The 21,466-nt window shown below is 73.8% G+C and carries 19 protein-coding genes; 13 read left to right on the top strand and 6 right to left on the bottom strand.

Annotated features, from left to right (window positions below; genetic code table 11):
- Nucleotides 1–34 precede the first annotated feature (34 nt).
- On the bottom strand, nt 35–1,129 hold the full coding sequence (locus ACFWAR_RS28660; protein WP_385783028.1) for a tyrosine-protein phosphatase: 1,095 nt from the start codon (nt 1,127–1,129) through the stop codon (nt 35–37).
- Nucleotides 1,130–1,402: 273 nt separating this feature from the next.
- Between ACFWAR_RS28660 and ACFWAR_RS28655 the strand changes: the two genes are divergently transcribed.
- From ACFWAR_RS28655 to ACFWAR_RS28615, 9 genes are all read left to right on the top strand, one after another.
- Nucleotides 1,403–2,530, top strand: coding sequence for an ADP-ribosylglycohydrolase family protein (locus ACFWAR_RS28655; protein WP_385783026.1), 1,128 nt, complete (start codon nt 1,403–1,405; stop codon nt 2,528–2,530).
- Nucleotides 2,531–2,552: 22 nt separating this feature from the next.
- On the top strand, nt 2,553–4,418 hold the full coding sequence (locus tag ACFWAR_RS28650) for a toll/interleukin-1 receptor domain-containing protein (RefSeq protein WP_385783023.1): 1,866 nt from the start codon (nt 2,553–2,555) through the stop codon (nt 4,416–4,418).
- 44 nt (nt 4,419–4,462) lie between these two features.
- Complete coding sequence (locus ACFWAR_RS28645; protein WP_385783021.1) at nt 4,463–5,341, top strand: TIGR03619 family F420-dependent LLM class oxidoreductase; 879 nt, start codon at nt 4,463–4,465, stop codon at nt 5,339–5,341.
- A 150-nt stretch (nt 5,342–5,491) separates the two neighbouring features.
- On the top strand, nt 5,492–5,872 hold the full coding sequence (locus ACFWAR_RS28640) for a WXG100 family type VII secretion target (protein WP_385783018.1): 381 nt from the start codon (nt 5,492–5,494) through the stop codon (nt 5,870–5,872).
- 22 nt (nt 5,873–5,894) lie between these two features.
- Entirely contained in the window at nt 5,895–6,200 is a 306-nt protein-coding gene (locus ACFWAR_RS28635; RefSeq protein ID WP_385783015.1) for a WXG100 family type VII secretion target, read from the top strand.
- Entirely contained in the window at nt 6,200–7,975 is a 1,776-nt protein-coding gene (locus tag ACFWAR_RS28630; RefSeq protein WP_385783013.1) for an RNase A-like domain-containing protein, read from the top strand. Before ACFWAR_RS28635 ends, ACFWAR_RS28630 begins: the two co-directional genes overlap by 1 nt.
- Before the next feature lie 29 nt (nt 7,976–8,004).
- Entirely contained in the window at nt 8,005–8,631 is a 627-nt protein-coding gene (locus ACFWAR_RS28625) for a hypothetical protein (RefSeq protein WP_385783010.1), read from the top strand.
- Nucleotides 8,632–8,667: 36 nt separating this feature from the next.
- Entirely contained in the window at nt 8,668–8,967 is a 300-nt protein-coding gene (locus ACFWAR_RS28620; RefSeq protein WP_385783007.1) for an RNase A-like domain-containing protein, read from the top strand.
- 12 nt (nt 8,968–8,979) lie between these two features.
- On the top strand, nt 8,980–9,633 hold the full coding sequence (locus ACFWAR_RS28615) for a contact-dependent growth inhibition system immunity protein (RefSeq protein WP_385783004.1): 654 nt from the start codon (nt 8,980–8,982) through the stop codon (nt 9,631–9,633).
- A gap of 145 nt (nt 9,634–9,778) precedes the next feature.
- On the opposite strand, the gene ACFWAR_RS28610 is transcribed toward ACFWAR_RS28615, so the two are convergent.
- The 3 genes from ACFWAR_RS28610 to ACFWAR_RS28600 all read right to left on the bottom strand — a co-directional run bounded on the left by ACFWAR_RS28610 (nt 9,779) and on the right by ACFWAR_RS28600 (nt 12,756).
- Nucleotides 9,779–10,228 (bottom strand): GNAT family N-acetyltransferase, encoded by a 450-nt coding sequence (locus ACFWAR_RS28610; RefSeq protein WP_385783001.1) that lies wholly within the window; start codon nt 10,226–10,228, stop codon nt 9,779–9,781.
- A 30-nt stretch (nt 10,229–10,258) separates the two neighbouring features.
- Nucleotides 10,259–10,873 carry a DUF1707 domain-containing protein gene (locus ACFWAR_RS28605; protein ID WP_385782999.1) on the bottom strand — a complete coding sequence of 205 codons (615 nt, stop codon included), beginning with the start codon at nt 10,871–10,873 and terminating at the stop codon, nt 10,259–10,261.
- A gap of 74 nt (nt 10,874–10,947) precedes the next feature.
- Nucleotides 10,948–12,756 (bottom strand): AMP-dependent synthetase/ligase, encoded by a 1,809-nt coding sequence (locus tag ACFWAR_RS28600; RefSeq protein WP_385782996.1) that lies wholly within the window; start codon nt 12,754–12,756, stop codon nt 10,948–10,950.
- Nucleotides 12,757–12,891: 135 nt separating this feature from the next.
- Here ACFWAR_RS28600 and ACFWAR_RS28595 point away from each other — a divergent pair, with 135 nt between their 5' ends.
- From ACFWAR_RS28595 to ACFWAR_RS28585, 3 genes are all read left to right on the top strand, one after another.
- Nucleotides 12,892–13,944 carry an AraC family transcriptional regulator gene (locus ACFWAR_RS28595; RefSeq protein ID WP_385782993.1) on the top strand — a complete coding sequence of 351 codons (1,053 nt, stop codon included), beginning with the start codon at nt 12,892–12,894 and terminating at the stop codon, nt 13,942–13,944.
- 155 nt (nt 13,945–14,099) lie between these two features.
- Nucleotides 14,100–15,368 carry a lipase family protein gene (locus ACFWAR_RS28590; RefSeq protein WP_385782990.1) on the top strand — a complete coding sequence of 423 codons (1,269 nt, stop codon included), beginning with the start codon at nt 14,100–14,102 and terminating at the stop codon, nt 15,366–15,368.
- 86 nt (nt 15,369–15,454) lie between these two features.
- Nucleotides 15,455–16,618 (top strand): lipase family protein, encoded by a 1,164-nt coding sequence (locus ACFWAR_RS28585; RefSeq protein ID WP_385782988.1) that lies wholly within the window; start codon nt 15,455–15,457, stop codon nt 16,616–16,618.
- Nucleotides 16,619–16,652: 34 nt separating this feature from the next.
- Here the strand turns inward: ACFWAR_RS28585 and ACFWAR_RS28580 are convergent, their stop codons facing one another.
- Together ACFWAR_RS28580 and ACFWAR_RS28575 are read right to left on the bottom strand one after the other, a co-directional pair.
- On the bottom strand, nt 16,653–18,239 hold the full coding sequence (locus ACFWAR_RS28580; RefSeq protein WP_385782985.1) for an alpha/beta hydrolase: 1,587 nt from the start codon (nt 18,237–18,239) through the stop codon (nt 16,653–16,655).
- Between the two features lie 147 nt (nt 18,240–18,386).
- A complete protein-coding gene (locus tag ACFWAR_RS28575; protein ID WP_385782982.1) occupies nt 18,387–20,252 on the bottom strand; it encodes an AMP-dependent synthetase/ligase in 1,866 nt (621 codons plus the stop codon).
- Nucleotides 20,253–20,469: 217 nt separating this feature from the next.
- Between ACFWAR_RS28575 and ACFWAR_RS28570 the strand changes: the two genes are divergently transcribed.
- A complete protein-coding gene (locus ACFWAR_RS28570; protein WP_385782979.1) occupies nt 20,470–21,405 on the top strand; it encodes a hypothetical protein in 936 nt (311 codons plus the stop codon).
- The last annotated feature ends 61 nt before the right edge of the window (nt 21,406–21,466 follow it).

Here is a 21,466-nt window from a genome sequence, read left to right as displayed (position 1 = left end):
AGCGGCCCGAGGGGCCGCTCGGCCGCGGGCCGGGTCAGCCGACGAGCAGGTCGCGCCTCAGCTCCCTCAGTTCGCGCGCGTCGATGCCGAGGCCCTTGTCGAGGTAGCGGTCGAAGGAGCCGTACTGCGCCTCGACCTCGGCGTAGCCGGCGTTCAGGTACTCGGGGCGGACGTCGAGCATCGGCTTGTAGACGGCGGCCTGCTGGGCCGGCAGGTGCGCGAGGACCGCGTCGTTGGCGGCCTTGCGGTAGTCGTTGCTGGCGAGGTAGTCGGCCATGACGGTGTCGGCCGGCACGCCGAGCGCGGTCAGCAGGGAGGCGTTCGCCCAGCCCGTGCGGTCCTTGCCCGCGGTGCAGTGGAAGAGGACGGCGCGGGAGCGGTCGTTGCCGATGCCTTCGAAGACCTGCGCGTACGCCTTCTTGCCGCCGGCGCCGCTGACCATCGCCTTCTCGGCCTCGGTCATCGCCTTGACGGCCTCGTCGGGGGTCTTGGGCAGGGTCTGGAAGGAGCCGGAGCCCGCGAAGACGTCGGCGACGACGTAGCCGGCGCCCGCCGGGACCTTGTCGGGGGCCTTGCCGCGCTCGTCCTCCATGCGCAGGTCGAAGACGGTCTTGACGTGCAGCCGCGCGAGCTTGGCCCGGTCGCCCTCGGTGAGCTTGTCGAGGGCGTCCGAGCGGTAGATCTCGCCCATCTTGACCCACTGGCCGGTGGTGGTGCGGTAACCGCCCGCGTCACGGAAGTTGGTCGTGCCGTCCAGCTTGATCAGGCGGTCGGCGAGGCGCAGGCCCTGGCCGCGGTCCGGTACGAGGTCGAACCACTGGCGGTCGGCGGCGGGCAGGCCCTTGACCACGACCTGGCCGGCGGCGCCGCCCTTCGCGACGACCTTGCCGCCCGCCTTGATCTCGACCCGCTTGACGCCCTGGAAGCCCTTGGCCCGGCCCGCGTCCCACTTCACGGTGAACGAGCCGTCGGCGCCGGCCGTGACGGTGGCGGCGGTGAACGGAACGGCCGAGCGGCCGCGCCCGTCGTGGTCCCCGTGGCTCCCGTGGGCGCTGGCGGCCGGGGCGACGAGGGCGGTGAGGGTGAGCGCGGCGGCGACGGCGGTCGCGGCGAGGAGTGCCTTCTTCATGCCGTCGAATCTGTGGGCCCGGCGCGAACGTCGCGTGAACGAAGCATGGCCGGAAACAGCCACTCCGAAGGCAAGTGGCAAAACGTGCCACTTGGCCGATCAGATGGCATGCGGAGCCGGAAGTACCCCTATTCCGGCCTTTCTCCGCACACTTACGGGCCGCTTGAAAGCATCTCTCCGAAATCGAACGGGCCGGTCCACTACAGTGCCCGCCAGAGCCAGCGGGGGGATGTGTCGATGGACATGGCGGCGCCAGACGTGACGACGGGAAGCGTGACCACCGGGAGCGTGACCACGGCCCTGTGGGGCCGGGTCGAACAGCAGGACTTCCGCAGCCGGGTGCGCGGCGCCCTGCTCGGCTCCGCCATCGGCGACGCCCTCGGCGCGCCGATCGCCGGGCTCTCCCTCGACGGGATCCGCGAGGCCCACGGCCCGCAAGGCCTGACCGAACCCGCCCCCGCCCACGGCCGGCGCGGCGCCGTCACCGCCGCCACCCAGCTCACCCTCTTCACCGTCGACGGCCTGATACGGGCCCACGTGCGCCGGGACACCGGCGCCTGGCACCCGCCCACCGACGTCCACCGCGCCTACCTGCGGTGGGCCGCCACCCAGCACGACTGGGGCCCGGACGAGCGGCGCAAGGAGAACGGCTGGCTCGCCCACGAGGAGTGGCTCTACGCCCGCCGCGACCCCGACCGCGCCTGCATGACCGGTTTCGGCGACGAGATCCTCGGCACCCTGGAGCAGCCCAAGAACCCCACCGCCCGGGACGCCGGCGCGCTGGCCCGCTCCGCCCCCTTCGGGCTGCTCGTCGGCTGGGAACCGGCCCTGGTCCTCCAACTGGCCGTCGAGTGCGCCACGCAGAGCCACGGCCACCCCACCGCCTACCTGTCGGCGGGCGCGCTCGCGGTGATCGTCCACGGCCTCACCCGCGGCGAGAGCCTCGACGCGGCCGTCCAGCGGGCCCTGGGCCTGCTCGGCTCCCGGGCCGGACAGCAGCCCGTGACCGACGCCCTCCAGCGGGCCACGGCCGCCGTGACCCGCGGCGTTCCGTCACCCGAGATCATCGCGTCGCTCTCGCCCGGCGACGGCCGCGGCGCCGAGGACGCCCTCGCCGTGGCCGTGTACTGCGCCCTCGTCGCCGAGGACGTCCGCCACGGCCTGCGCCTCGCGGTCAACCACGGCGGGGACTCCACCGCGACCGGCGCCCTCTGCGGAGCCCTGCTGGGCGCCCTGCACGGCGAGACCGCCCTCCCGGCCGCCTGGCTGGCCGACCTGGAGGGCCGTCCCACCCTGCTGGAACTCGCCGACGACTTCGCCCTGGAGATGACCCAGGGCCCCGCCCTCCACGGCCCCACGACCCCCTCCCCGAGCTGGCTGACCCGCTACCCCCGAGCCTGACCACCCCCACCGGCGACCGGTCGTGCAGCGCGACGCGTTCATCTCGTACAGCCACAAGCAGGACGCCGCGCTCGCACAGGGGCTCCAGCGGGGACTGCACCACCTCGCCCGGCCCTGGACGCGCCGCCGAACCATCAGCGTCTTCCGCGACACGACCAGCCTCGCCGCCACCAGCGACCTCGGCGGATCCATCAAGAGGGAGCTGGCGAACTCCCGCTACTTCATCTACCTGGCGTCTCCGGCGGCCGCCGAGTCCCGCTGGGTCCGCGAAGAGGTCGAGTTCTGGATCACCCACCGCTCCATGGAACGCTTCCTCATCGCGGTCAGCCACGGAACCATCACCTGGGACCCCGGTGCCCGCGACTTCGACTGGGAGAGGACGGACGTCTTTCCGGACGTCCTGCGCGGCCGCTTCACCACCGAGCCCCTGTGGGTGAACCTCGCGGGCATCCGGGAGAGCGGTGAATTCTCCCTGCGACGACCCGAGTTCCGCGATGCCGTCGCCACCCTGGCCGCCCCGCTCCACGGGCGCACCAAGGACGCGCTCGACGGCGAAGACTTCCGTCACCGCCTCGCGACCCGCGTCCTGCGCACCGCCGTCGTCACCCTCGCCCTGCTCCTGGTGGCCGCACTGGTCGCCGGCGCCTTCGCCTGGCAGCAGCGCGAGACCGCCCTGGCCCGCGCCCGCACCTCCGCCTCGCTGGCCCTGGCCGCCCGCTCCCTGGAGATGGCGGGCTCCGATCCCCGCAAGGCGGCCCGGTTCGCCCTCTACGCCGACGAGGTCGAGCCCACGGGCGAAGCCGCACAGGCCCTGGGGCGGGCGGTGACCGTGAACGGCCCGGTCATCGGGCGAGCCCGGACGGGCACCCCCCTCGCGAACCCGCAGCGGTTGAAGCGCGAGGAGTTCACCGACGACCGCGGGCTCGTGCTGCACGACGCCGACGGGGGCACGGACGTCTGGCGGGTCGGCGCCGCGGGCACGGACGCCCTCCAGCGGCTGGGGCACCTGCCCGTCGCCATCAGTCGGAAGCCCGGCTCCACGGATTCCGTGGTCGTCACCGCCGACGGCGCCGAGGCCGCGGTCTCCCAGGCGGCCAAGATGTCCCTGTGGGACCTGCGCACCGGCAAGCGGATCGGCGCCGAGATGGCGGTCGAGGACGGCAACCCCCGGTTCCTGACCTTCCTCCCGGACGACGTCCACGCCCTGGTCCAGTGGGAGAGGGACGTGTCCCTGGTCGACACCCGGAGCTGGGAGAGCGTCCAACGCGTCCCGCACGTCGCGGATCCGAACGCTCGCATCGGCATCAGCGGCGACCGCACCACCATCGGCGTGCCCGACGCCGACGCCGCGACCATCTGGCGCTGGTCGAAGGGGAAGCTGGTCAAGCAGCCGCACGAGTTGGTCGCCTCCCGGATGGGCTCCGTGGCGCTCAGCCAGGACGGCGCCAGGGCCGCCGCCACGGACGCGGACGGACGCGTCCACCTCCTCGACATCGCTTCGGGCCGTGCCGCCGAGAGCACCACCGTCGTCCCGGGGGACGCCGGAGCCCTCGCCTTCAGCCCCGACGGCCGGCTGCTCGTCCAGGTGGTCCCGAAGGGCAACGACTCCTCCCTCCAGTTCTGGGACTCCGAGACCGGCGAGGCCCGCGGCACCTGGGCGCTCGACGGCCAGACCCTGGCGGCGGACGCCGACCGCTCCGTCTTCAACGACCCCTCCGGCCGGATCCTGACCTTCGGCGGCGACGGCTCCCTCGTCCGCCGCGACATCGACGTCGCGTCCTGGCGGCGGATCCTCTGCGGGGTCGTGTCCGACCCGCTGAGCAAGACCGAACACGACCGCTACCTCTCCGAGTTGGACGTCGCCGCGCCCTGCCCACCTCGCGCGTGAGCCCGTACCGTGACCCCACCCACGTCACGGAGGTCTCTGTACACATGCCGAGCACACCGAACCCGCGGATCGCCACCACCATCTTCCTCACCGACCGGACCGTCGCGCCCGTGCCGCTCGCCCGCGCCCTGGAGGAGCGGGGGTTCTCCGGGCTCTACCTGCCCGAGCACACCCACATCCCCGTCAGCCGCGACACCCCGGCCCCGATGGGCGGCGCGCTGCCCGAGGAGTACGGGCGCACCGTCGACCCGTTCGTGGCCCTCGGGCAGGCCTCCGCCGTCACCGAACGGCTGCACCTGGGCACCGGGATCACCCTGGTCGCCCAGCACGATCCGATCGGGCTGGCCAAGCAGATCGCCACCCTCGACCACCTCTCCGGCGGCCGCTTCACCCTCGGCCTCGGCTACGGCTGGAACGTCGAGGAGGCCGCCGACCACGGGGTGCGGTGGCGGGAGCGGCGCGAGCTGGTGCGGGACCGGATGGCCCTGATGCGCGCGCTGTGGGCGCCGGAACCGACGGCGTACGCGGGCCGGTTCTCCGGGGTCCGGGCCAGCTCGGCCTTCCCCAAGCCGGTCCAGGCCGCCCGCGAACTCGCCCCCGGCGTCCCGCTGCACGGCCCCCGCACCCTGATCGGCGGCCAGGCCGGGCCCAAGCTCTTCGCCGCGATCGCCGACCACGCCGACGGGTGGATGCCCATCGGCGGCGGCGGGCTGACCGAGTCCCTGCCCGCGCTGCGCGCGGTGTGGGAGGCGGCGGGGCGGGACCCGAAGTCCCTCCAGGTGGTTCCGTACGCCGTCCGGCCCACCCCCGGGAAGCTGGCCCACTACGCCGCCCTCGGCCTCGACGAGGTCGTCCTGCAACTGCCGTCCGCGGACGAGTCCGAGGTCATGCGGACACTGGACGAGTACGCCCAGTACCTCTGATGCGCGTCGGTCACACCCCGAACGACCCCCGGCCCCGGCCCTCTTGACCCGCGCACCTAGACTTCCCGTCGGAAATCAGCCACGGGCGGGAAACGGCCCGCACACGCGACGGACGGGGGCCGGGCCGGGATGCAGAACTCCGATCTCGACGTGTCTCAGGACGACCTCGGCCGACTCGCCGACGACCTCGACGCGATGCAGTCGTACCTGGAGGAGCAGACGCGCCGCATGGACGGGGTCGTCGACGCCGTCGCGGCGGGCTGGCAGGGCCCCACCGCCACCGCCTACCGCAGTCTCCACCGGGGCGTGGCCGAGGACGCCGTCCGCATCCGCCAGGTCCTCGTCCTGCTCGAAGCGGCCACCCGGGCCAGCCGGGACGGTTTCACCGAGCAGGAGCTGGAGACCCTGTCACGGCTCAAGAAGATGCAGGACGGCGAGGACGTCCCCGCGGCGGCCCGCGCCCTGGAGTCGCCCGACCCGGCCCCGGCCGCGCCGCCCGCGCGTCCCCAGAGCCGGATCCTGGACATGTGAACCACGGGGGATCAGCAACACCATGACGGACGACGACCGCATCACCGTCGACTTCGCGACGCTGCGCAGGCTGTCGGGCGAGCTCGAAAGCATCCTCAAGACGCTCAACGAGAAGCTCGACGGCCTGTACGAGCGCACCACCAAGGTGGTGCTGAGCTGGGACGGCGAGGCCCGCGACGCCTTCGTCGACGAGCTGGACAAGTGGGACCGCTCCGCCCAGGACCTCGTCGCGGCCCAGGCGTGGCTGCACGAGGTGGTCGTCAAGGGGCACCTCAACTACGACGCGGCCAACCGCTCCGTGCTCCGCGGCTGGGGCGGTGGCGCCTGATGGCCGGACCGAACGCCGCCGGCGCTCCCGCCGGTCCCGCGCAGCCGCCCGGCGGCCCGGGCTCCATCGACGTCAAGCCCAGTGACCTGTGGCGGGTGTCGGGCCACATCGCGCAGCAGCAGGGCGTGATGCACACCGGGGCCAAGAACCTGATCACGGGCCTGCAGAAGTACCCGGACGCGGGCGGCGCGGGCACGGACGCGGCCCGTTTCTCCCAGGCCTACATGAAGACCGGCAACCGCTGGCTGGAGGTCTGGGGCAAGGGCGTCCTGAGCATAGGCGGCGCCGCCGTCGGCTTCACCGAGACCGCCAACGCCTACTCCCGGGCCGACGCCGCCGCCCACCCCAAGCCCGGCCAGGCCGCCGAGACGCGACCGGTGCCCGCCGTCACGGACAGGACCCCGGACTACGGCAAGGTCCCCGACCTCAAGTGGGGGGACCACGACGGCGGCGACGACTTCATCCGCAGCGTGCTGGAGATGATCCCCGAAACCGTACGCGGCATCCTCCAGCCGGTGCTGAAGAAGGCCCTGCGCATCGGCCGCCTCGCCGACGTCTTCCCCGAGCCGCAGCAGCACTACCTCAACTCGCTCTCCCAGACCTGGTCGAACACCACGATGTGCCTGGGCCAGGTCTCCGGCACGCTGACGGCCGAGGTCTCCACCATCACCAATCCGCAGCAGGCGGACTGGGAGAACGCCATGAAGACGTTCTGCAGCGCGGTGTGGGGCACCTCAGCCTGGGGGAAGACCACCGCCGGCTACCAGTGGGCCCACAGCTCCGGCCACGGCCCGAGCGCCGCGCCGACCGGCAGCCAGCCCGTGATGACCGTCCTCTTCGACACCGCCATGGAGATCAGCAACATCCTGCGCGAGTACGCGGAGGCGGCCGTCAAGCTGAACCACGAGATCTGGGAAGAGTTCGTGAAGGCCGCCAAGCAGGCGGCCAAGGAGGTCCTGGAGGACGTGGACCTCAAGGACGGCTTCGGCATGAAGGACATCAAGGGCCTGGCCAAGGGCCTCGGCAAGGCCGGCAAGATGCTGCTGGACTTCGACGTCCAGCTCGTCCTCAAGCTGGACACGGCCGCCATCAACCGGATCGTCGACACCTACACGCACACCCTGAACGGGCTCACCACCCGCGTGGACAACAAGCTGCCCGCCCTGGACGAGGCCTTCCTCAGCGCGCCCAAGTTCGAAGCGGGCGTCGCCCGCGCGCACGGCTTCGGTGCGCGCGCGCTCAACGAGTTCAAGCACGAGCAGAAGTGGACGGTCCAGGACAAGGACGGCAACCAGGCCTTCGACCTGGCCGGCAACGAGTACCTGGGGGGCGGCCACACCCTCGACAAGCACGTCGGCAAGACCGACGAGCAGCTCGCCCAGCGCCTGCGCGACCAGTCCGACCCGCCGACCGCCGCCTGGCCGCACAACAAGCCGAAGATCGGCGGCTCCTCGACCTTCACCGACTACGCGCACGCCCAGTCGCTGACGGAGTACAACCTCAAGAACCGCCGCTCCGAGATCCAGGCCTGGCTCACCGGACCGCCGCCGCCCGCCGAGGGCACCAACAAGGACTTCACCAGTGCCGCGCCGAACGGCGAGAACAGCGGACGCTACGTCTCCAAGCAGCCCGACCCCGCCCACCCCGGGTCCGGCTACAAGGACAACGGCCTGAACGCCAAGGCCGTCGACGTGAAGAACGTCAAAACGGTGCTCAAATACGACTCCCGCCTCGATCCGCCGTACATCATCTACACCTCGATGCCCGCGCCGTGACCGGACCCGACCAGCCGCCTGGACCCGCGATGACCACGCCCGACACGCCCCATACGCCCGATGCCCCCGGTGGGCCCGCCGCCGCCTGGGAGGGCGCCGCGCTGCGGCTGCTCGACGACCCGTACGTCTTCGCCTCGGTCGGGCCGCGACTGCGCCCCGACTGGGCCGAGGACGTCCTCGCCGTGCTGCGCCGCGAGCAGGCCGACCCGCGGGGCTGGATCGGCCTCGACTGGGACCGGGACGGCGAGGAGCGGGCCGCGGCCGGCCCCTCCTTCCCCTTCCGCGCGGACCTCGCCGCCGCCGCCCTGCCCGCGACGCTGTACCCGCTGGAGCGCGCCGCCGCGACGGACCTGCTCGCCTCGTTCACCCAGGAGTGGACCTTCGAGACGGCCCCCCTGTACGGACGCACGGCCGCGGCGCTGGAGGCGGTGCGGGAGGACGCCCGCACCCTGCTGCGGCGCTTCGACGGGGGCGGGGCGGGATCCCCCGCCTACTGGACCACCTCGCCGTCCGCCCGTACGAGCGCCCACCCCGACTTCCTGCGGGAGCGCCTGACCGGTGGCGGGGCCCGCTGGACCGACTACCTCGAAGAGCTGGGCCTGGTCGTGGTGACCGCGGCCGAGGTGGGCGTCTTCTGGTCCTTCAACGCGCAGTGAACCGGCCGGAATCCGCCATCGGGAGACAATGACCCCATGCTCACCAGATCCGCCAGCTACCCCGACCGGGAAACCGCCCAGTGGGCCACCCAGCGCGTCGTGACCGCCAACGAGCAGGCCATCCACCGCTGGCTGGCCCAGGGCACCCGCCAGCGGCTCACCCTCGAGGCCGCCTGGCCCTCGCGGGAGGAGCCCGTCGGGCGGGTGCTGCTCGAAGCGATGCTGCTCGCCGGGCGCGACCCGGTCGACGTCCGCGCGGCCCGCATCGTGCTGCGACGCGAGCCGGCCGGCCCGCACGGGTTCGTCGTACTGACCACCGTCCCGATCTACCTGTAGAGGCCCGTCCCCGTGTCCATGAAGCCCCTCGAACACGACCGGCGCTACGGCGAGCTGGACCAGGTCATGCGCGCCTACCTCGGCCAGCCCGCGGATGACACGCCCGAACGGCGCAGCACCGCCCTCGACGCCTACCTCCGCCACACCTGGCACACCCGCCCCTGGGCGATCGCCGAGGCGGAACGCCAGCTGCGCGAGTACGCCCGTACGCCCCCGGGCCGGCTGCGCCTGAGCCTCGGGGAGTACTACGCGGTCCCCGACACCGGCATGCCGGAGTCCGCCGTCGGCGCGTGGCTGCTCGTCCTCGCCGACCACCTCAAGGCGAGCGTCGAGAACGGCGAGGTGCCCGAGCCCGCGACGCCGCGGACCCACTGGGAGTGGCACGCCCGCTTCCCGGAGACGGGCCAGCTGCTGGGCGGCTGGTTCTCCCAGGACATCGTGGACCAGTTCGACGACCACGACGCGGCCATCGCGGACTACGCCGCGACCACCCACCCCCACCTGGTGGCCCGCCTGGTCGGCGAACTGAACGAACTGGTCGCACTCCCCCTGGAGGAGAGCGACTACGCCGTGGCCGTGGCCGAACTGGGCATGGAAGTAGGCGTCCCGGAACCCTTCTCCTACGGCGCCTGGCTGAGCCTGGTAGCAGCAGACCTGACGGCCTGAGGAGAGCGGCGGGCGGCGGGCGCGGCTTCGCCGCGATTGGCCGGCGGCTTCGCGTATCCGGGGTCGGGGAGGGTCCGGGGGCTGCCCCCGCGAAGCCGCAGGCAAACGCGGCGAAGCCGCGCCCACCCCCGCCCAGCCACCCGGCTCAGTGCGGCGCAGGTAGGGCCAGCGATATGAACGGGATCGTGTCGCCCGGTAGGAGGTAGGTCTCGATCTCCTCGAAGCCCAGGCTGCGGGCGAAGGCCAGGCCCTCCGTGTTGCTCGCCAAAACGACCGTTTCCGTGCCGGCTCCGCCCAGGGTGGCCGCCACTTCGAGGCAGCGGTCGTACAGCTTGCGGCCGAGGCCCTGGCCCCGGTGGGCCGGGAGGATGCGGGCGATCACGGTCGTATTCGGCGTCTCCTCGTCCGGCGGGCGCACCGTCGAGCAGCCGACCGGGACGTCGTCGAGGTACGCCACCTCCAGGCGGTACCGCTCGCGCCGCTCCCGCAGCTCCTCCAGGGAGAGCGGGGCCGTGGGGATGATCGCGTTGTGGACGTACCGCCAGTGCTCGAGGGTCGTCTCGGTGTGCGGGCTTTCGAAGCGCAGTGTCTGCATGGGCCCCATCGCTACCGCCCGCCCCGGTTGCTACGCCAGGGACTTGCGGGCGGCCTTCGCGGCTGCCTTGACCGCCTTGCGTTCCTTGCGTTCGGCGCCGATGCCGCCGAAGAGGGCCAGGCCCGTGACGGTGACGCGGGGGGAGCCGGGGGTGCCGGGGCCGCTCGCGCGGTCGCCGAAGCCGCCCAGGATGCCGATGCCCTTGACCTCGCACTCCAGGTCCGGGGGGACGACCACGGACATGCCGCCGAAGAGCGCGAAGCAGCGGATGTTCGCCTCGGCCCCCTCGAAGTGCGCCTCGCGCAGGTCGATGACCCCGCCGCCCCAGAGGGTGAAGGCGGTGAAGGTCCGACCCACCGTCCAGTGGCCGCGCCGCGCGAAGCCGCCCCAGACGGCGAAGGCGCCGGAGGACGTCGCCCGGCCGCCCGTGCGTTCGACCCAGGCGTTCGCGGCCCGGGCCGGGACGGCGGCGGAGCCGGCGACCGAGGGCAGGTCCCGGGTCAGGGTCGCCAGGTCGCCGCGGGTGCGCGCCTTCAGGGCCGCGCCGAGGCGCTCGTCGAACTCCTCCATGTCCAGGCGGCCCTCCGCGACGGCCTCGCGCAGCGCCTCCGCCACCTCCTCGCGCTCGGCGTCGGAGACACGCATCTCGGGAGACTGCACTTCAGGGAGTCGGTTCGTCATGTACACACCCTATGGAGGCGGGCTCCCACCCGGCCAGTTCACCCTCCGTACAGGGCGTCTATCTCGGCCGCGTAGCGCTCGGTCACCGCCTTGCGGCGCAGCTTCAGCGTCGGGGTCAGGGCGCCCGACTCCACGGTGAACTCCCCGTCCAGGACGTGGAAGGCGCGGATCCGGGCGGGTCGCGAGACCGAGGCGTTGGCCTCGCTCACCGCGGCCTCCACCAGCGCGCGGACCGCCGGGTGCGCGGACGGCGCACCCGCCAGGTCGAGGCCCTCGCGGGCCGCCCAGGCCGCGACCTCCTCCGTGTCCAGGGCGATCAGGGCGACCGGGTGGGGTCGGTGGTCGCCGACCATCACCGCGCGCGAGACGAAGCGGGAGCGCTGGATGGCGAACTCCACTTCCGTCGGGGTGATGTTCTTGCCCGATGAGGTGATGATCAGTTCCTTCTTGCGGCCGGTGATGCGCAGGAACCCGTCCTCGTCCAGCGCCCCCAGGTCCCCCGTGTGCAGCCAGCCCTCGCCGTCCACCGTCTCGGCCGTGGCCCCGGCGTTCGCGTGGTAGCCCGGGAAGACCATGGGGCCCCGGGCCAGCACCTCCCCGTCGTCCGCGATCCGCACCTCGCAGCCCGCTATGGGCCGCCCGACCGTCCCGTACCGCACGGCCGCCGGGTGGTTGAGGCTGATCACCCCGGCGGACTCGGTCATCCCGTACCCCTCGAAGACCGCGATCCCGCAGGCCCGCAGGAAGTCCAGGGTCGCGGGCGCGATGGGCGCGCCGCCCGTCAGCGCCCACTGCAACCGCCCGCCGAGCGCTCCCCGCACCAGGGAGTAGAGGGACTTCTCGGCCGCCTCGTACGCGTCCCGCGAGGCGGCCGGCAGCGCGCCGTCCGCCGCCGCCACCCCGAGGCGGACCGCCTCCTCGAAGCGCTCCCGGCCACCCTCCTGCGCTTCGGCGAGCGAGAGCACCACCGAGTGCAGCTTCTCGAACAGCCGCGGCACGGACGGGAGGTGCGTCGGCCGGGCCTCGGCCAGCTCCGAGATGACGTCCTCGATCCGGCCCCCGAAGTACGCCAGCTCCCCGCCCTCCAGCAGGGTGGTGAACTGGATCAGCTGCGCCAGCAGGTGGGCGAGCGGCAGGTAGAGGTACGTCGAGTCGCCCGGGCCGCCCTTGATCAGCGGGAGGGTGGCGTCCTGGATGGCGCCGAGGTTGCCGTGCGTGAGGCGACAGCCCTTGGGGAGGCCGGTGGTGCCCGAGGTGTAGACGATGGAGGCGTCGTCGTCCGCGCCGACCGCCGCCGCGCGGGCGTCGAGCTCCTCCGCGGTCGCGCCCGCGGGTGCGAAGGAGGACAGGAACGGGGTGCGGACCCGCGACGGATCCACCGCGTCCACCGCGTCCGCCGCATCCGCCACGTCCGCCGCGTCCGCCCGGTCCATCAGGACCACCTCGCGCAGGGCCGGCAGCCGCTCCCGCAGGGCCGTCACCCGCGCCGCCTGCGCCTCGTCGTCGCAGACGACGACCACCGACCCCGAGTCGGAGAGCACCCAGGCCAGTTCCTCCGCGCCCGCCGTCGGGTACACCGGCACGATGACCGCCCCCGTCGCGAGCACCCCGAAGTGGGTGCAGGTCCACTCCGGCCGGGTCTCGGCGAGCACGGCGACCCGCTCGCCCGGCGCCACCCCGAGGGCCAGCAGCGCCCGCCCCGCCTCCCCGACCAGGGCGTCCAGTTCGGCGTACGTCCGGGTCCGCCAGCCGCCCGCGCGCCGGAAGCGCTGGGCCGGCTCCGGCCCGTACCGCCGTGCCGTCCAGCGGGTGAACACCGCCAGCGTGTCCGGTCGCACAGCATCCATCGGTATCGCCTCCAGGGCTACCAGCGGGTACGGGGGTACGTACGGACGACGCTAGGCAGCCGATCGCCCCCGGGGACATGACCGGAAACGTCACCCCGGCTGACCCCAGCGCTCATTGCGGCTACCGTCGCGGGCATGGGGAGGCGGACGGTCACCGTGCACCAGGTGCGCGCCGTGCTCGCGGGCGCGCGCACCACCGGAGTCGACGTCGTGCCGCTGCTCCAGGAGGCGCAGATTCCACCGCTGCTGCTGGGGGACGACCGCGCGCGCGTCACGCCCGCGCAGTTCGCCCGGCTCTTCCGCGCCCTGTACCGGGTCACGCAGGACGAGTTCCTCGCTCTCGGCACGGCCCCGAGCCGCCCCGGCACCTTCGCCATGATGTGCCGCGCCTCGCTGGGCTGCCGGGACCTGGGCGCGGCGATCGAGCGCGGGGCCGCCTTCTACCGGCTCTTCCCCGGCGGCCCGGAACTGACCCTCGAAGCCGCGGACGGGCTGGCCTGGTTCGGGGTCCACAACGACTTCGGGCGGGACGAGGACCGCTTCCTCACCGAGTGCCTGCTCGCGATCTTCCACCGGCTGTGCAGCTGGCTGATCGGGCGGCGCATCCCGCTCGCCCACGCCTCCTTCGGCTATCCCGCGCCGCCCCACGAGGACGAGTACGCCCTGCTGTTCGACTGCCCGGTGCGCTTCGGGCAGGCCCGCACCGGGGCCGCCTTCGACGCGCGCTGGCTCGGCGCACCGCTCGTACGGGACGAGGCCGCGCTGGACGCGATGCTGCGCCGCGCCCCCTTCGACCTGCTGTCGCGCCCGGAGTACGGGACCACGGTCGCCGAGCAGGTGCGCCGGGCGCTGGCCCGGCAGCTGCGCACGTCCCCGCGCCTGCCGGAGGTCGCGGAGGTGGCGGGGCGGCTCGCGGTGTCACCGGCGACGCTGCGGCGACGGCTGCACGCGGAGGGGACCTCGTTCCAGCAGCTCAAGGACCACGTACGACGGGACGCGGCGATCGCCGGGCTGGCCGAGGGCGGGGAGCCGATCGCGGAGTTGGCGGCGCGGCTGGGGTTCTCCGAGGACACCGCCTTCCACCGGGCGTTCCGCCGTTGGACGGGCACCACCCCGGGCGCCTACCGCGCGCGCCCGACGCCCCTCGAGGTCCCGATGGGCGAGCCGCCCGGTCCCTCTTTCGGGTGAAGTCACCGGCGTGCCCGCCACCGGGTGGGCCGGGATCGGGGGGTCGGGTGGGCAAGGGTGGGGCACCCGGTCAGTGACCTTCCTACCGGTCGGTCGCGACGGTCCCCCGCACACCGCACCCGCACGCCCCACCCGGCCCCTCGGGAGTACCGCCCATGCGCATCCGCAGCACCGCACCCGCCCTCGCGACCGCGACCGCCCTGACCCTGACCCTGGCCCTGGCCCTGCCCGCCCTCGCCCCGACCCCCGCGAGCGCCGCCCGCGCCCCGGTCGGGGCGGGCGACCGCGCCGCCCGGCCCGGCGACCTGCTCTCCGCCGCCCCCTCGGCCTTCCGCCCCACACCGACCCAGTCCACCAACACCCGCGCCTGGAAGATCAGTTACCGCTCGACCAGCGCCGACGGCGCCCCGAACGTCGTCTCCGGCACCGTGATCGTCCCGCAGGACGGCCGCAGCGGCCCCCGCCCCCTGGTCGGCTACGCCGTCGGCACGGTCGGCCTCGACGACTCCTGCGCCCCCAGCGCCCACCTGCCCAAGGGCACCTCCGCGGAGGGCGGCATCATCCAGCGGCTGCTCCAGCGCGGTTGGGCGGTGGCCGTCACCGACTACGAGGGCCTCGGGACGCCGGGCCCGCACACCTACAGCGTCGGCCCCTCGGCCGGTCACGCCGTCCTCGACGCGGCGCGCGCCGCCCAACAGCTGCCCGAGGCCGGTCTGTCGACCTCCGGCCCGGTCGGCCTCCTCGGGTACTCGCAGGGCGGCCAGGCCACCGGCTGGGCGGCCGAGCAGCAGCGCGCGTACGCCCCCGAACTCCAGGTCAAGGGGGTGGCGACCGGCGGCGTCCCCGCCGACCTGCGCAAGGTCGCGGCCGCCAACGACGGCCGGGCCGGGTCCGGCCTCGTCCTCATGCTCGCCGCGGGCCAGGACGCGGCCTTCCCGGAGCTGAAGCTGGACTCCTCCCTCAAGCCCGCGGGCAAGGACCTGGTCGACTACGTCAGGACCCACTGCGCCGCGATCGACACCACCGTCGGCGCCTTCAAGCGGATGGCCGACCTGACCACGACCGACCCGCTGACCCTGCCCGACTGGCAGGCTCGCCTGAACCAGTCAAGGCTCGGCGGGAGCGCGCCCGCCGCGCCGGTGTACCAGTACCACGCGATCAGCGACGAGTTCATCCCGTACGCCGTCGCCCAGCAGCTGCGCGCCGACTGGTGCGCCAAGGGCGCGGACGTCCACTGGCGCGCGATCTCGAACCGCGGCCACATCACCGGAGGGGCCAACGGCGCGCCTCCGGCGACCGACTGGCTCGCCGACCGCTTCGCCGGACGCCCCTCGGACGGCAACTGCGCGACCGCCGGGCCCGGCGCCGTCAGCGGCGGTGGCGGTGGCGGTGGCGGACGTGAGGGCTCGGGTCAGCAAAGGTGAGCTGCCCGGTCAGCGACCTTCCTACCGGTCGGTCACTACGGTCTCCTCACCACACCCCCCACCGGACCCCTCGGGAGAGCCGCCCCATGCGCATCCGAAGCACCGCGCTCGCCGCCGTCGCCGCCCTGGCCCTGGCCGGCGCGATCCCCGCCACCGCCACCGCCACCGCCCAGCCGACCGCTGAGCCCACCGGTCGGCCCGGCGACGTGGTCGCCGTCGCCCCCTCGGCCTTCCACCCGCTGCCGGACCAGCCGACCAACACCCGGGCCTGGAAGGTGCATTACCGCTCGAGCACCGCCGACGGCACCCCCAACGTCGTCTCCGGCACCGTGATCGTCCCGCAGGACGGCCGCAGCGGCCCCCGCCCCCTGATCACCTACGCCGTCGGCACGGTCGGCCTCGACGACTCCTGCGCCCCCAGCAACAACCTCCCCAAGGGCACCAGCGCGGAGGCCAACCTCATCCAGCAACTCACCCAGCGCGGCTGGGCGGTGGTCGTCACCGACTACGAGGGCCTCGGCACCCCCGGCCTGCACACCTACACCGTCGGTCGCTCGGCCGGACACGCCGTCCTCGACGCGGCGCGCGCCGCCCAACGGCTGCCGGAGGCCGGTCTGTCGGCCTCGGGCCCGGTCGGCATCATGGGCTACTCGCAGGGCGGCCAGGCCTCCAGCTGGGCGGCCGAGCTGCAGGGCTCCTACGCACCCGAACTCCAGGTGAAGGGCACCGCGACGGGCGGGGTGCCGGCGGACCTGCTCAAGGTCGCGGCCGCCAACGACGGTTCCTACGGCTCCGGTCTCGTCTTCATGGCCGCGGCGGGCCAGGACGCGGCCTTCCCGGAGCTGGAGCTGGACTCCTACCTCAACCCGGCGGGCAGGACCCTGGTCGACCAACTCAAGACCACCTGCGTCGCCGCCGGGGCGGTCACCGGCTCCTTCAAGCGGATCGCCGACATGACGACGACGAACCCGCTGTCCCGACCCGACTGGCAGGCCCGCCTGAACCAGTCCAAGCTCGGCGGGAGCGCACCGGCCGCGCCGGTGTACCAGTACCACGCGCTCGGCGACGAGCTCATCCCGTACGCCGTCGGCAAGCAGCTGCGCGCCGACTGGTGCGCGAAGGGCGCGGACGTCGACTGGAACACGATCTGGGTCGGCGGCCACGTCACCGGCGCGATCAGCCAGTTCCTCGGGGCCGGCAACTGGCTCGCGGACCGCTTCGCCGGACGTCCGGCGGCCGGCAACTGCTGAGCGCGCCGCGAGCCCTGCCGGGCGGCCCCGCCGGTCACTCCCCGGCGGGGCACGCGCGCGTACCCCGGGCCAGCTCCCCCTCGACGAGGAAGGCGTTGACCCGCTCGCGCACGCATCCGGAGTGGATGTAGGCGGCGTGCCCGTCGCCCTTGTAGTCCAGCACCACCGCCGAGCCGAGCCGCGCCGCGGTCTCCTCGGTCCAGCGGTACGGGGTCGCCGGGTCGCCGCGCGTGCCGACCAGCAGCAGCGGCGGGGCGCCCGGCCGGTCGATCCGGCGCAGGAAGTCGCTGCCGGCGGGGCGCCCGTAGCAGGACAGGACCGTCATCAGCTGGTGCGGCCCGAAGAGCGGTGAGGCGGCGCGGAACTCGGCCGCCCGGGCGTCGATCTCCTTCTCGATCACGGCCGGTGCGGCCTTCGCGTCGCCCCGGTCGGGGTCGTCGGCGCAGTTCACCGCGATCAGCGCGGCCTGCATGTTGTCCGCGGGCACCGGTGTCGCGCCGGGCGCCGGGCTCTCCTGCGGGGGCGGCGGCCCGGTCGGTCCGCCCAGTTGCAGCAGCCCGGTGGCGTCGCCCTCGCGGTCGGCCATCGCCAGGCCCTCGGCGAGCCCGGGCCAGCTCTTCTCGGAGTAGAGCGCGCCGCCGATGGCCTGGACGACGTCCTGCCCGGTGAAGTGCGAGCCGTCCTCGCCGACCAGCGGGTGCCGGTCGAGGTGGGCGACGAGATCGGTCAGGTTCTCCTTGGCGCTGCGGGTGTTGGTCCCGAGGGCGCAGCCGCTCTGCCGGGTGCACCAGCGCAGGAAGTTCTCCAGCGCCTGCTGCTGCCCCTGGGCCGATACGAGCGCCTGCTCGACCAGCGGTTCGGTCAGCGTGTCCACCCCGTCCAGGACCATCCGCCCGACGCGGTGCGGGAAGAGCGCGGCGTAGGCGGCGCCCAGCCGGGTGCCGTAGGAGAAGCCGAGGTAGTTCAGCTTCCGGTCGCCGAGCACCTGGCGCATCACGTCCAGGTCCCGCGCCGCGTGGACGGTGCCTATGTACGGCAGCACGGGCCCGGAGCGCTCGGCGCAGCGCTCGGCCACCGCGCGCAGGGCGGCGAGCTGCGCGGCGGGGTCGTCGTCGCCGGTCCCCCGGTCCGCGCCGCCGGACCCGTGGTCCGCGTCGAGGGCGCCGCCGCAGCTGACCGGTGCGCTGTGGCCGACCCCGCGCGGGTCGAAGGCGACCAGGTCGTAGGACTCGCCGAGGTCGGCGAAGCCCTTGGGGTCGGCGGCCAGCCCCTCGACGCCGGGGGCGCCGGGCCCGCCGAAGTTCAGCAGCAGCGAGCCGAGCCGCTTGCGGCCGCCCGCCGGGATCTTGGCCAGGGCCAGCTCGATCGTGCCCTTGGCGGGGTCGGCGTGGTCGAGGGGCACGGTGAGGGTGCCGCAGCGCATGGCGGCGGGAGCGCCGGGCTGGTCCGGACAGCCGCCCCAGCGCACGTGCTGCTCGTAGAACCGGGCGAGGGGGGCGGGATCGGGGGCGGCGGCATCGGGGGCGGCGGGGTCGGGGGCCGGACTCGCGCCGAGCGAGGTCAGCGCCACCACGGCGGCGGCGCACACGACGGCGGTACGGCGGGAACGGAACCGGTGCACGGCGCCCTCCTCGGCGGCTGCCCCCGGACCACCATAAGCGGGCCGCCCGCCTCCCGCCCGCCCACGCGGAACGGCCCCCGTACGGCCTCGGTACGGCCCTGGTACCGCCCCGGAGCAGTGTTCGTACCGCCCCGGTGCGGCCACGGCTCAGCGGCGGTAGAGCTCCTCGATCTCCCGCTCGTGGTCGCGGGCGACCGCGGAGCGCTTGAGCTTCATCGAGGGGGTGAGGTGGCCGCGCTCCTCCGTGAAGTCGGCGGGCAGCACCGCGAAGCGACGGATCGATTCGGCGCGCGAGACCAGCTTGTTCGCCTCGTCCACCGCCTTCTGCAACTCCGCGCGCAGCTCCTCGTCGTGCACCAGCTCCGCGAGCGGCATCCGCTGCTTCTTGTGCATCTGCCGCCAGTGCACCAACCCGTCGGGCTCCAGGGTGATCAGCGCCGTGACGTACGGACGGTTGTCGCCGACGACCATGCACTGGCCGACGAGCGGGTGGGCGCGGAGCCAGTCCTCCAGCGGCGCGGGGGCCACGTTCTTGCCGCCCGAGGTGATGATGATGTCCTTCTTGCGGCCGGTGATGCTCAGGTACCCGTCGGCGTCGAGCTCGCCGATGTCCCCGGTGGCGAACCAGCTGCCCTGGGGCAGGCCCGCGCCGCTGTTCCAGTACCCGGCGAAGACGTGCCGGCCGCGCAGCAGCACCTCGCCGTCGTCCGCGATCCGCACGGCGGTGCCGGGCAGCGGCCAGCCGACCGTGCCGAGGCGGGGTCGCAGCGGGGGCGTGACCGTGCTGGCCCCGGTCGTCTCCGTCAGCCCGTACCCCTCGAAGACCTCGATGCCGGCCCCCGTGTAGAAGGCGGCGAGGCGGCGGCCGAGCGGGGAGCCGCCGCTCAGCACGTAGCGCACCCGCCCGCCGAGGGCCGCCCGGATCCGCCGGTAGACCAGCGGGTCGTAGAGCGCCCGGGCGGCGCGCAGGCCGAGTCCCGGCGACTTGCCCTCGACCAGCTCGCCGTAGCTGCGGGCGATCCGCGCGGCCCGGTCGAAGGAGGAGGCGCGGCCCATCTTCTCGGCGGTGGCGCGGGCCGTGTTGTAGACCTTCTCCAGCACGTAGGGGATGGCGAGGAGGAAGGTCGGGCGGAATCCGGCCAGGTCGGCGAGGAGGTCGTCGGTCTGGATGCTCGGGGCGTGGCCGAGCTTGACGCGGGCGCGCAGGCAGCCGATGGCCACGGTCCGCCCGAAGACGTGGGAGAGCGGGAGGAAGAGCAGCGTCGAGGCCGGTTCCTGGCTGACCGACTTGAAGACGGGATGCAGCAGGGCGACCGAATTGTCCGCCTCGGCGAGGAAGTTGCCGTGCGTGAGCACGCACCCCTTGGGGCGACCGGTGGTGCCCGAGGTGTAGATGAGGGTGGCGACGGAGTCGGGCGCGCAGCGCTCGCGCCGCTCGTGCACGAGCGCGTCCGGGATCCGCTCCCCCGCCTTGACCAGCCGGGCGAGGGCGCCGGTGTCGAACTCCCACAAGTGCGCGAGGCCGGGCAGCGCGACGCGCTCGCCGCTGATCACGCGGGCCTGCGCGGTGTCCTCGACGGCGCAGGCGACGGCGCCGGAGTCCTCGATGATCCAGCGGGCCTGGTGGGCGGAGGAGGTCGGGTAGATGGGCACGGTGACCAGCCCGGCGGCCCAACCGGCGAAGTCGAGCAGGGTCCACTCGTAGGTGGTGCGGGCCATGATGGCGAGCCGGTCGCCGGGCCGCAGGCCCTCGGCGATCAGTCCCTTGGCGACGGCGAGCACCTCGGCGGCGAAGGTCGCGGCGCTCACGTCGTGCCAGACCCCGTCGCGGTCCTTGCGGGCGAGCACGGGCTCGTGCGGCGCCTGGAGGGCGTTGTCGAAGGGGATGTCCCCGAGGGTGGTGTGCGGGGAGACCCCGACGAGGGCGGGGACGACGACCTCCCGGACCACGCCGTCGATCACGGTCTTGACGGGCTCCACCAGCTGCGGGGGCTGCTGCTGCTCGGCTTCCACGGTGCACGCTCCTCGGCCCGGCTCGGGTGTTACCGCCGGTAATTTACCCAGCAGTAACAGACCCCGACCACCCCCCGGCCCCCTTTTTCCGGCCGCGGGAGCGGCCCAGTGACCCCAAAAGGAGGCTTATGGGTGCATCGAGCCGACACGGGTACTCACGCCACTCCTACAGAACCAAGATCAAAAGGGAGACCCCCGGCACAGAACGGAACCCCTCGTGCAACTCCCCCGCACCTCACTCGTCATAGCCCTCTTCGGCCCGACCCTCCTCGTCGCCGTCCCGGCCCAGGCGACCCCGACCGACCCCCCTGAGCCCACGGCCACCGCCACAGCCGCCACGGTCACCCCGATCAGAACGCGCGCGGCGGCGGGCAAGGACATCGCGCTCGGCCTGGCCTCCGTACCCCCGGAGTTCGTCGCGGGCGGCGACTGGGGGACGTTCACCGTGGTCATCGACGTCAAGGGGGACGAGCCGGTCGAGGGCCGGGCCCTCGACTTGGACGTGACGGCCCATGGCCCCGGCAACCTCAAGAGCGACGACTACGTGATCGAGGTGCTCGACGGGGGCACCTGGCGGAAAGCCGAAGTCGGCTACTCGAACGAATGGGGCACGGACTACGCCCTGCTCCCCCCGGAACGGATCCACCCCACGGGTCGGTCCGAGGTGACCGTCCGCATGCGGTTCCGCGCGGAGGCAGAACTGCAGGAGTTCGTCCTCTCCCCGGCCTTGAGCCACACCCCCGACCCCGTGGGGCCGGCCGAACCCGTCGTCACCCGGGTCGTGGCCCCGCCCACCGGCGGCGGCGACCCCACGCCCTCTCCGGACCCGGACCCTGACCCGTCACCTGACCCGAAGCCGACCTCGGACCCGACCCCCGAGCCGGATCCGAAGCCGAAGCCGACCCCGGACCCCGGGCAGACCCCCCGGCCCGCGCCCGAACCGGGTACCAGCAGCGGCCCCGGGGTGGGAGGACCGGTGGGCCCGAACGACCAGGCCCCGCCCGGCGGCACCGGCCCCCTCGCCAGCACCGGTACGGACGCGGCCACCGCCTGGGCCCTCAGCGGCGCCGGGGTCGCCCTCACCCTGGGCGGCGTCCTCTTCGTGGGCGTCCGGCGCGCACGGCACCGCGACGACGGATCCACCGCCGCCTGACCGGCGGCCGCGGACCCCTCCGCGCGCTGCGGCGGGGCCGGGGCCCGGAATGTGAGGATGG

Origin of the sequence: Streptomyces sp. NPDC059917, from assembly GCF_042730635.1 — a bacterium.
Classification (GTDB): Bacteria; Actinomycetota; Actinomycetes; order Streptomycetales; family Streptomycetaceae; genus Streptomyces.
Note: the sequence above shows the minus strand (reverse complement) of the source record. Positions and strands in the feature narration are given on the sequence as shown.

Bases quoted from the DNA above. Each gene is read 5' to 3' on its own strand.
- ACFWAR_RS28590 (WP_385782990.1), top strand. From the start codon at position 14,100: ATGCGCATCCGCAGCACCGCACCCGCCCTCGCGACCGCGACCGCCCTG.
- ACFWAR_RS28610 (WP_385783001.1), bottom strand. From the start codon at position 10,228: ATGCAGACACTGCGCTTCGAAAGCCCGCACACCGAGACGACCCTCGAG.
- ACFWAR_RS28595 (WP_385782993.1), top strand. From the start codon at position 12,892: ATGGGGAGGCGGACGGTCACCGTGCACCAGGTGCGCGCCGTGCTCGCG.
- ACFWAR_RS28660 (WP_385783028.1), bottom strand. From the start codon at position 1,129: ATGAAGAAGGCACTCCTCGCCGCGACCGCCGTCGCCGCCGCGCTCACC.
- ACFWAR_RS28585 (WP_385782988.1), top strand. From the start codon at position 15,455: ATGCGCATCCGAAGCACCGCGCTCGCCGCCGTCGCCGCCCTGGCCCTG.
- ACFWAR_RS28600 (WP_385782996.1), bottom strand. From the start codon at position 12,756: ATGGATGCTGTGCGACCGGACACGCTGGCGGTGTTCACCCGCTGGACG.
- ACFWAR_RS28625 (WP_385783010.1), top strand. From the start codon at position 8,005: ATGACCACGCCCGACACGCCCCATACGCCCGATGCCCCCGGTGGGCCC.
- ACFWAR_RS28605 (WP_385782999.1), bottom strand. From the start codon at position 10,873: ATGCGTGTCTCCGACGCCGAGCGCGAGGAGGTGGCGGAGGCGCTGCGC.
- ACFWAR_RS28630 (WP_385783013.1), top strand. From the start codon at position 6,200: ATGGCCGGACCGAACGCCGCCGGCGCTCCCGCCGGTCCCGCGCAGCCG.
- ACFWAR_RS28635 (WP_385783015.1), top strand. From the start codon at position 5,895: ATGACGGACGACGACCGCATCACCGTCGACTTCGCGACGCTGCGCAGG.
- ACFWAR_RS28645 (WP_385783021.1), top strand. From the start codon at position 4,463: ATGCCGAGCACACCGAACCCGCGGATCGCCACCACCATCTTCCTCACC.
- ACFWAR_RS28620 (WP_385783007.1), top strand. From the start codon at position 8,668: ATGCTCACCAGATCCGCCAGCTACCCCGACCGGGAAACCGCCCAGTGG.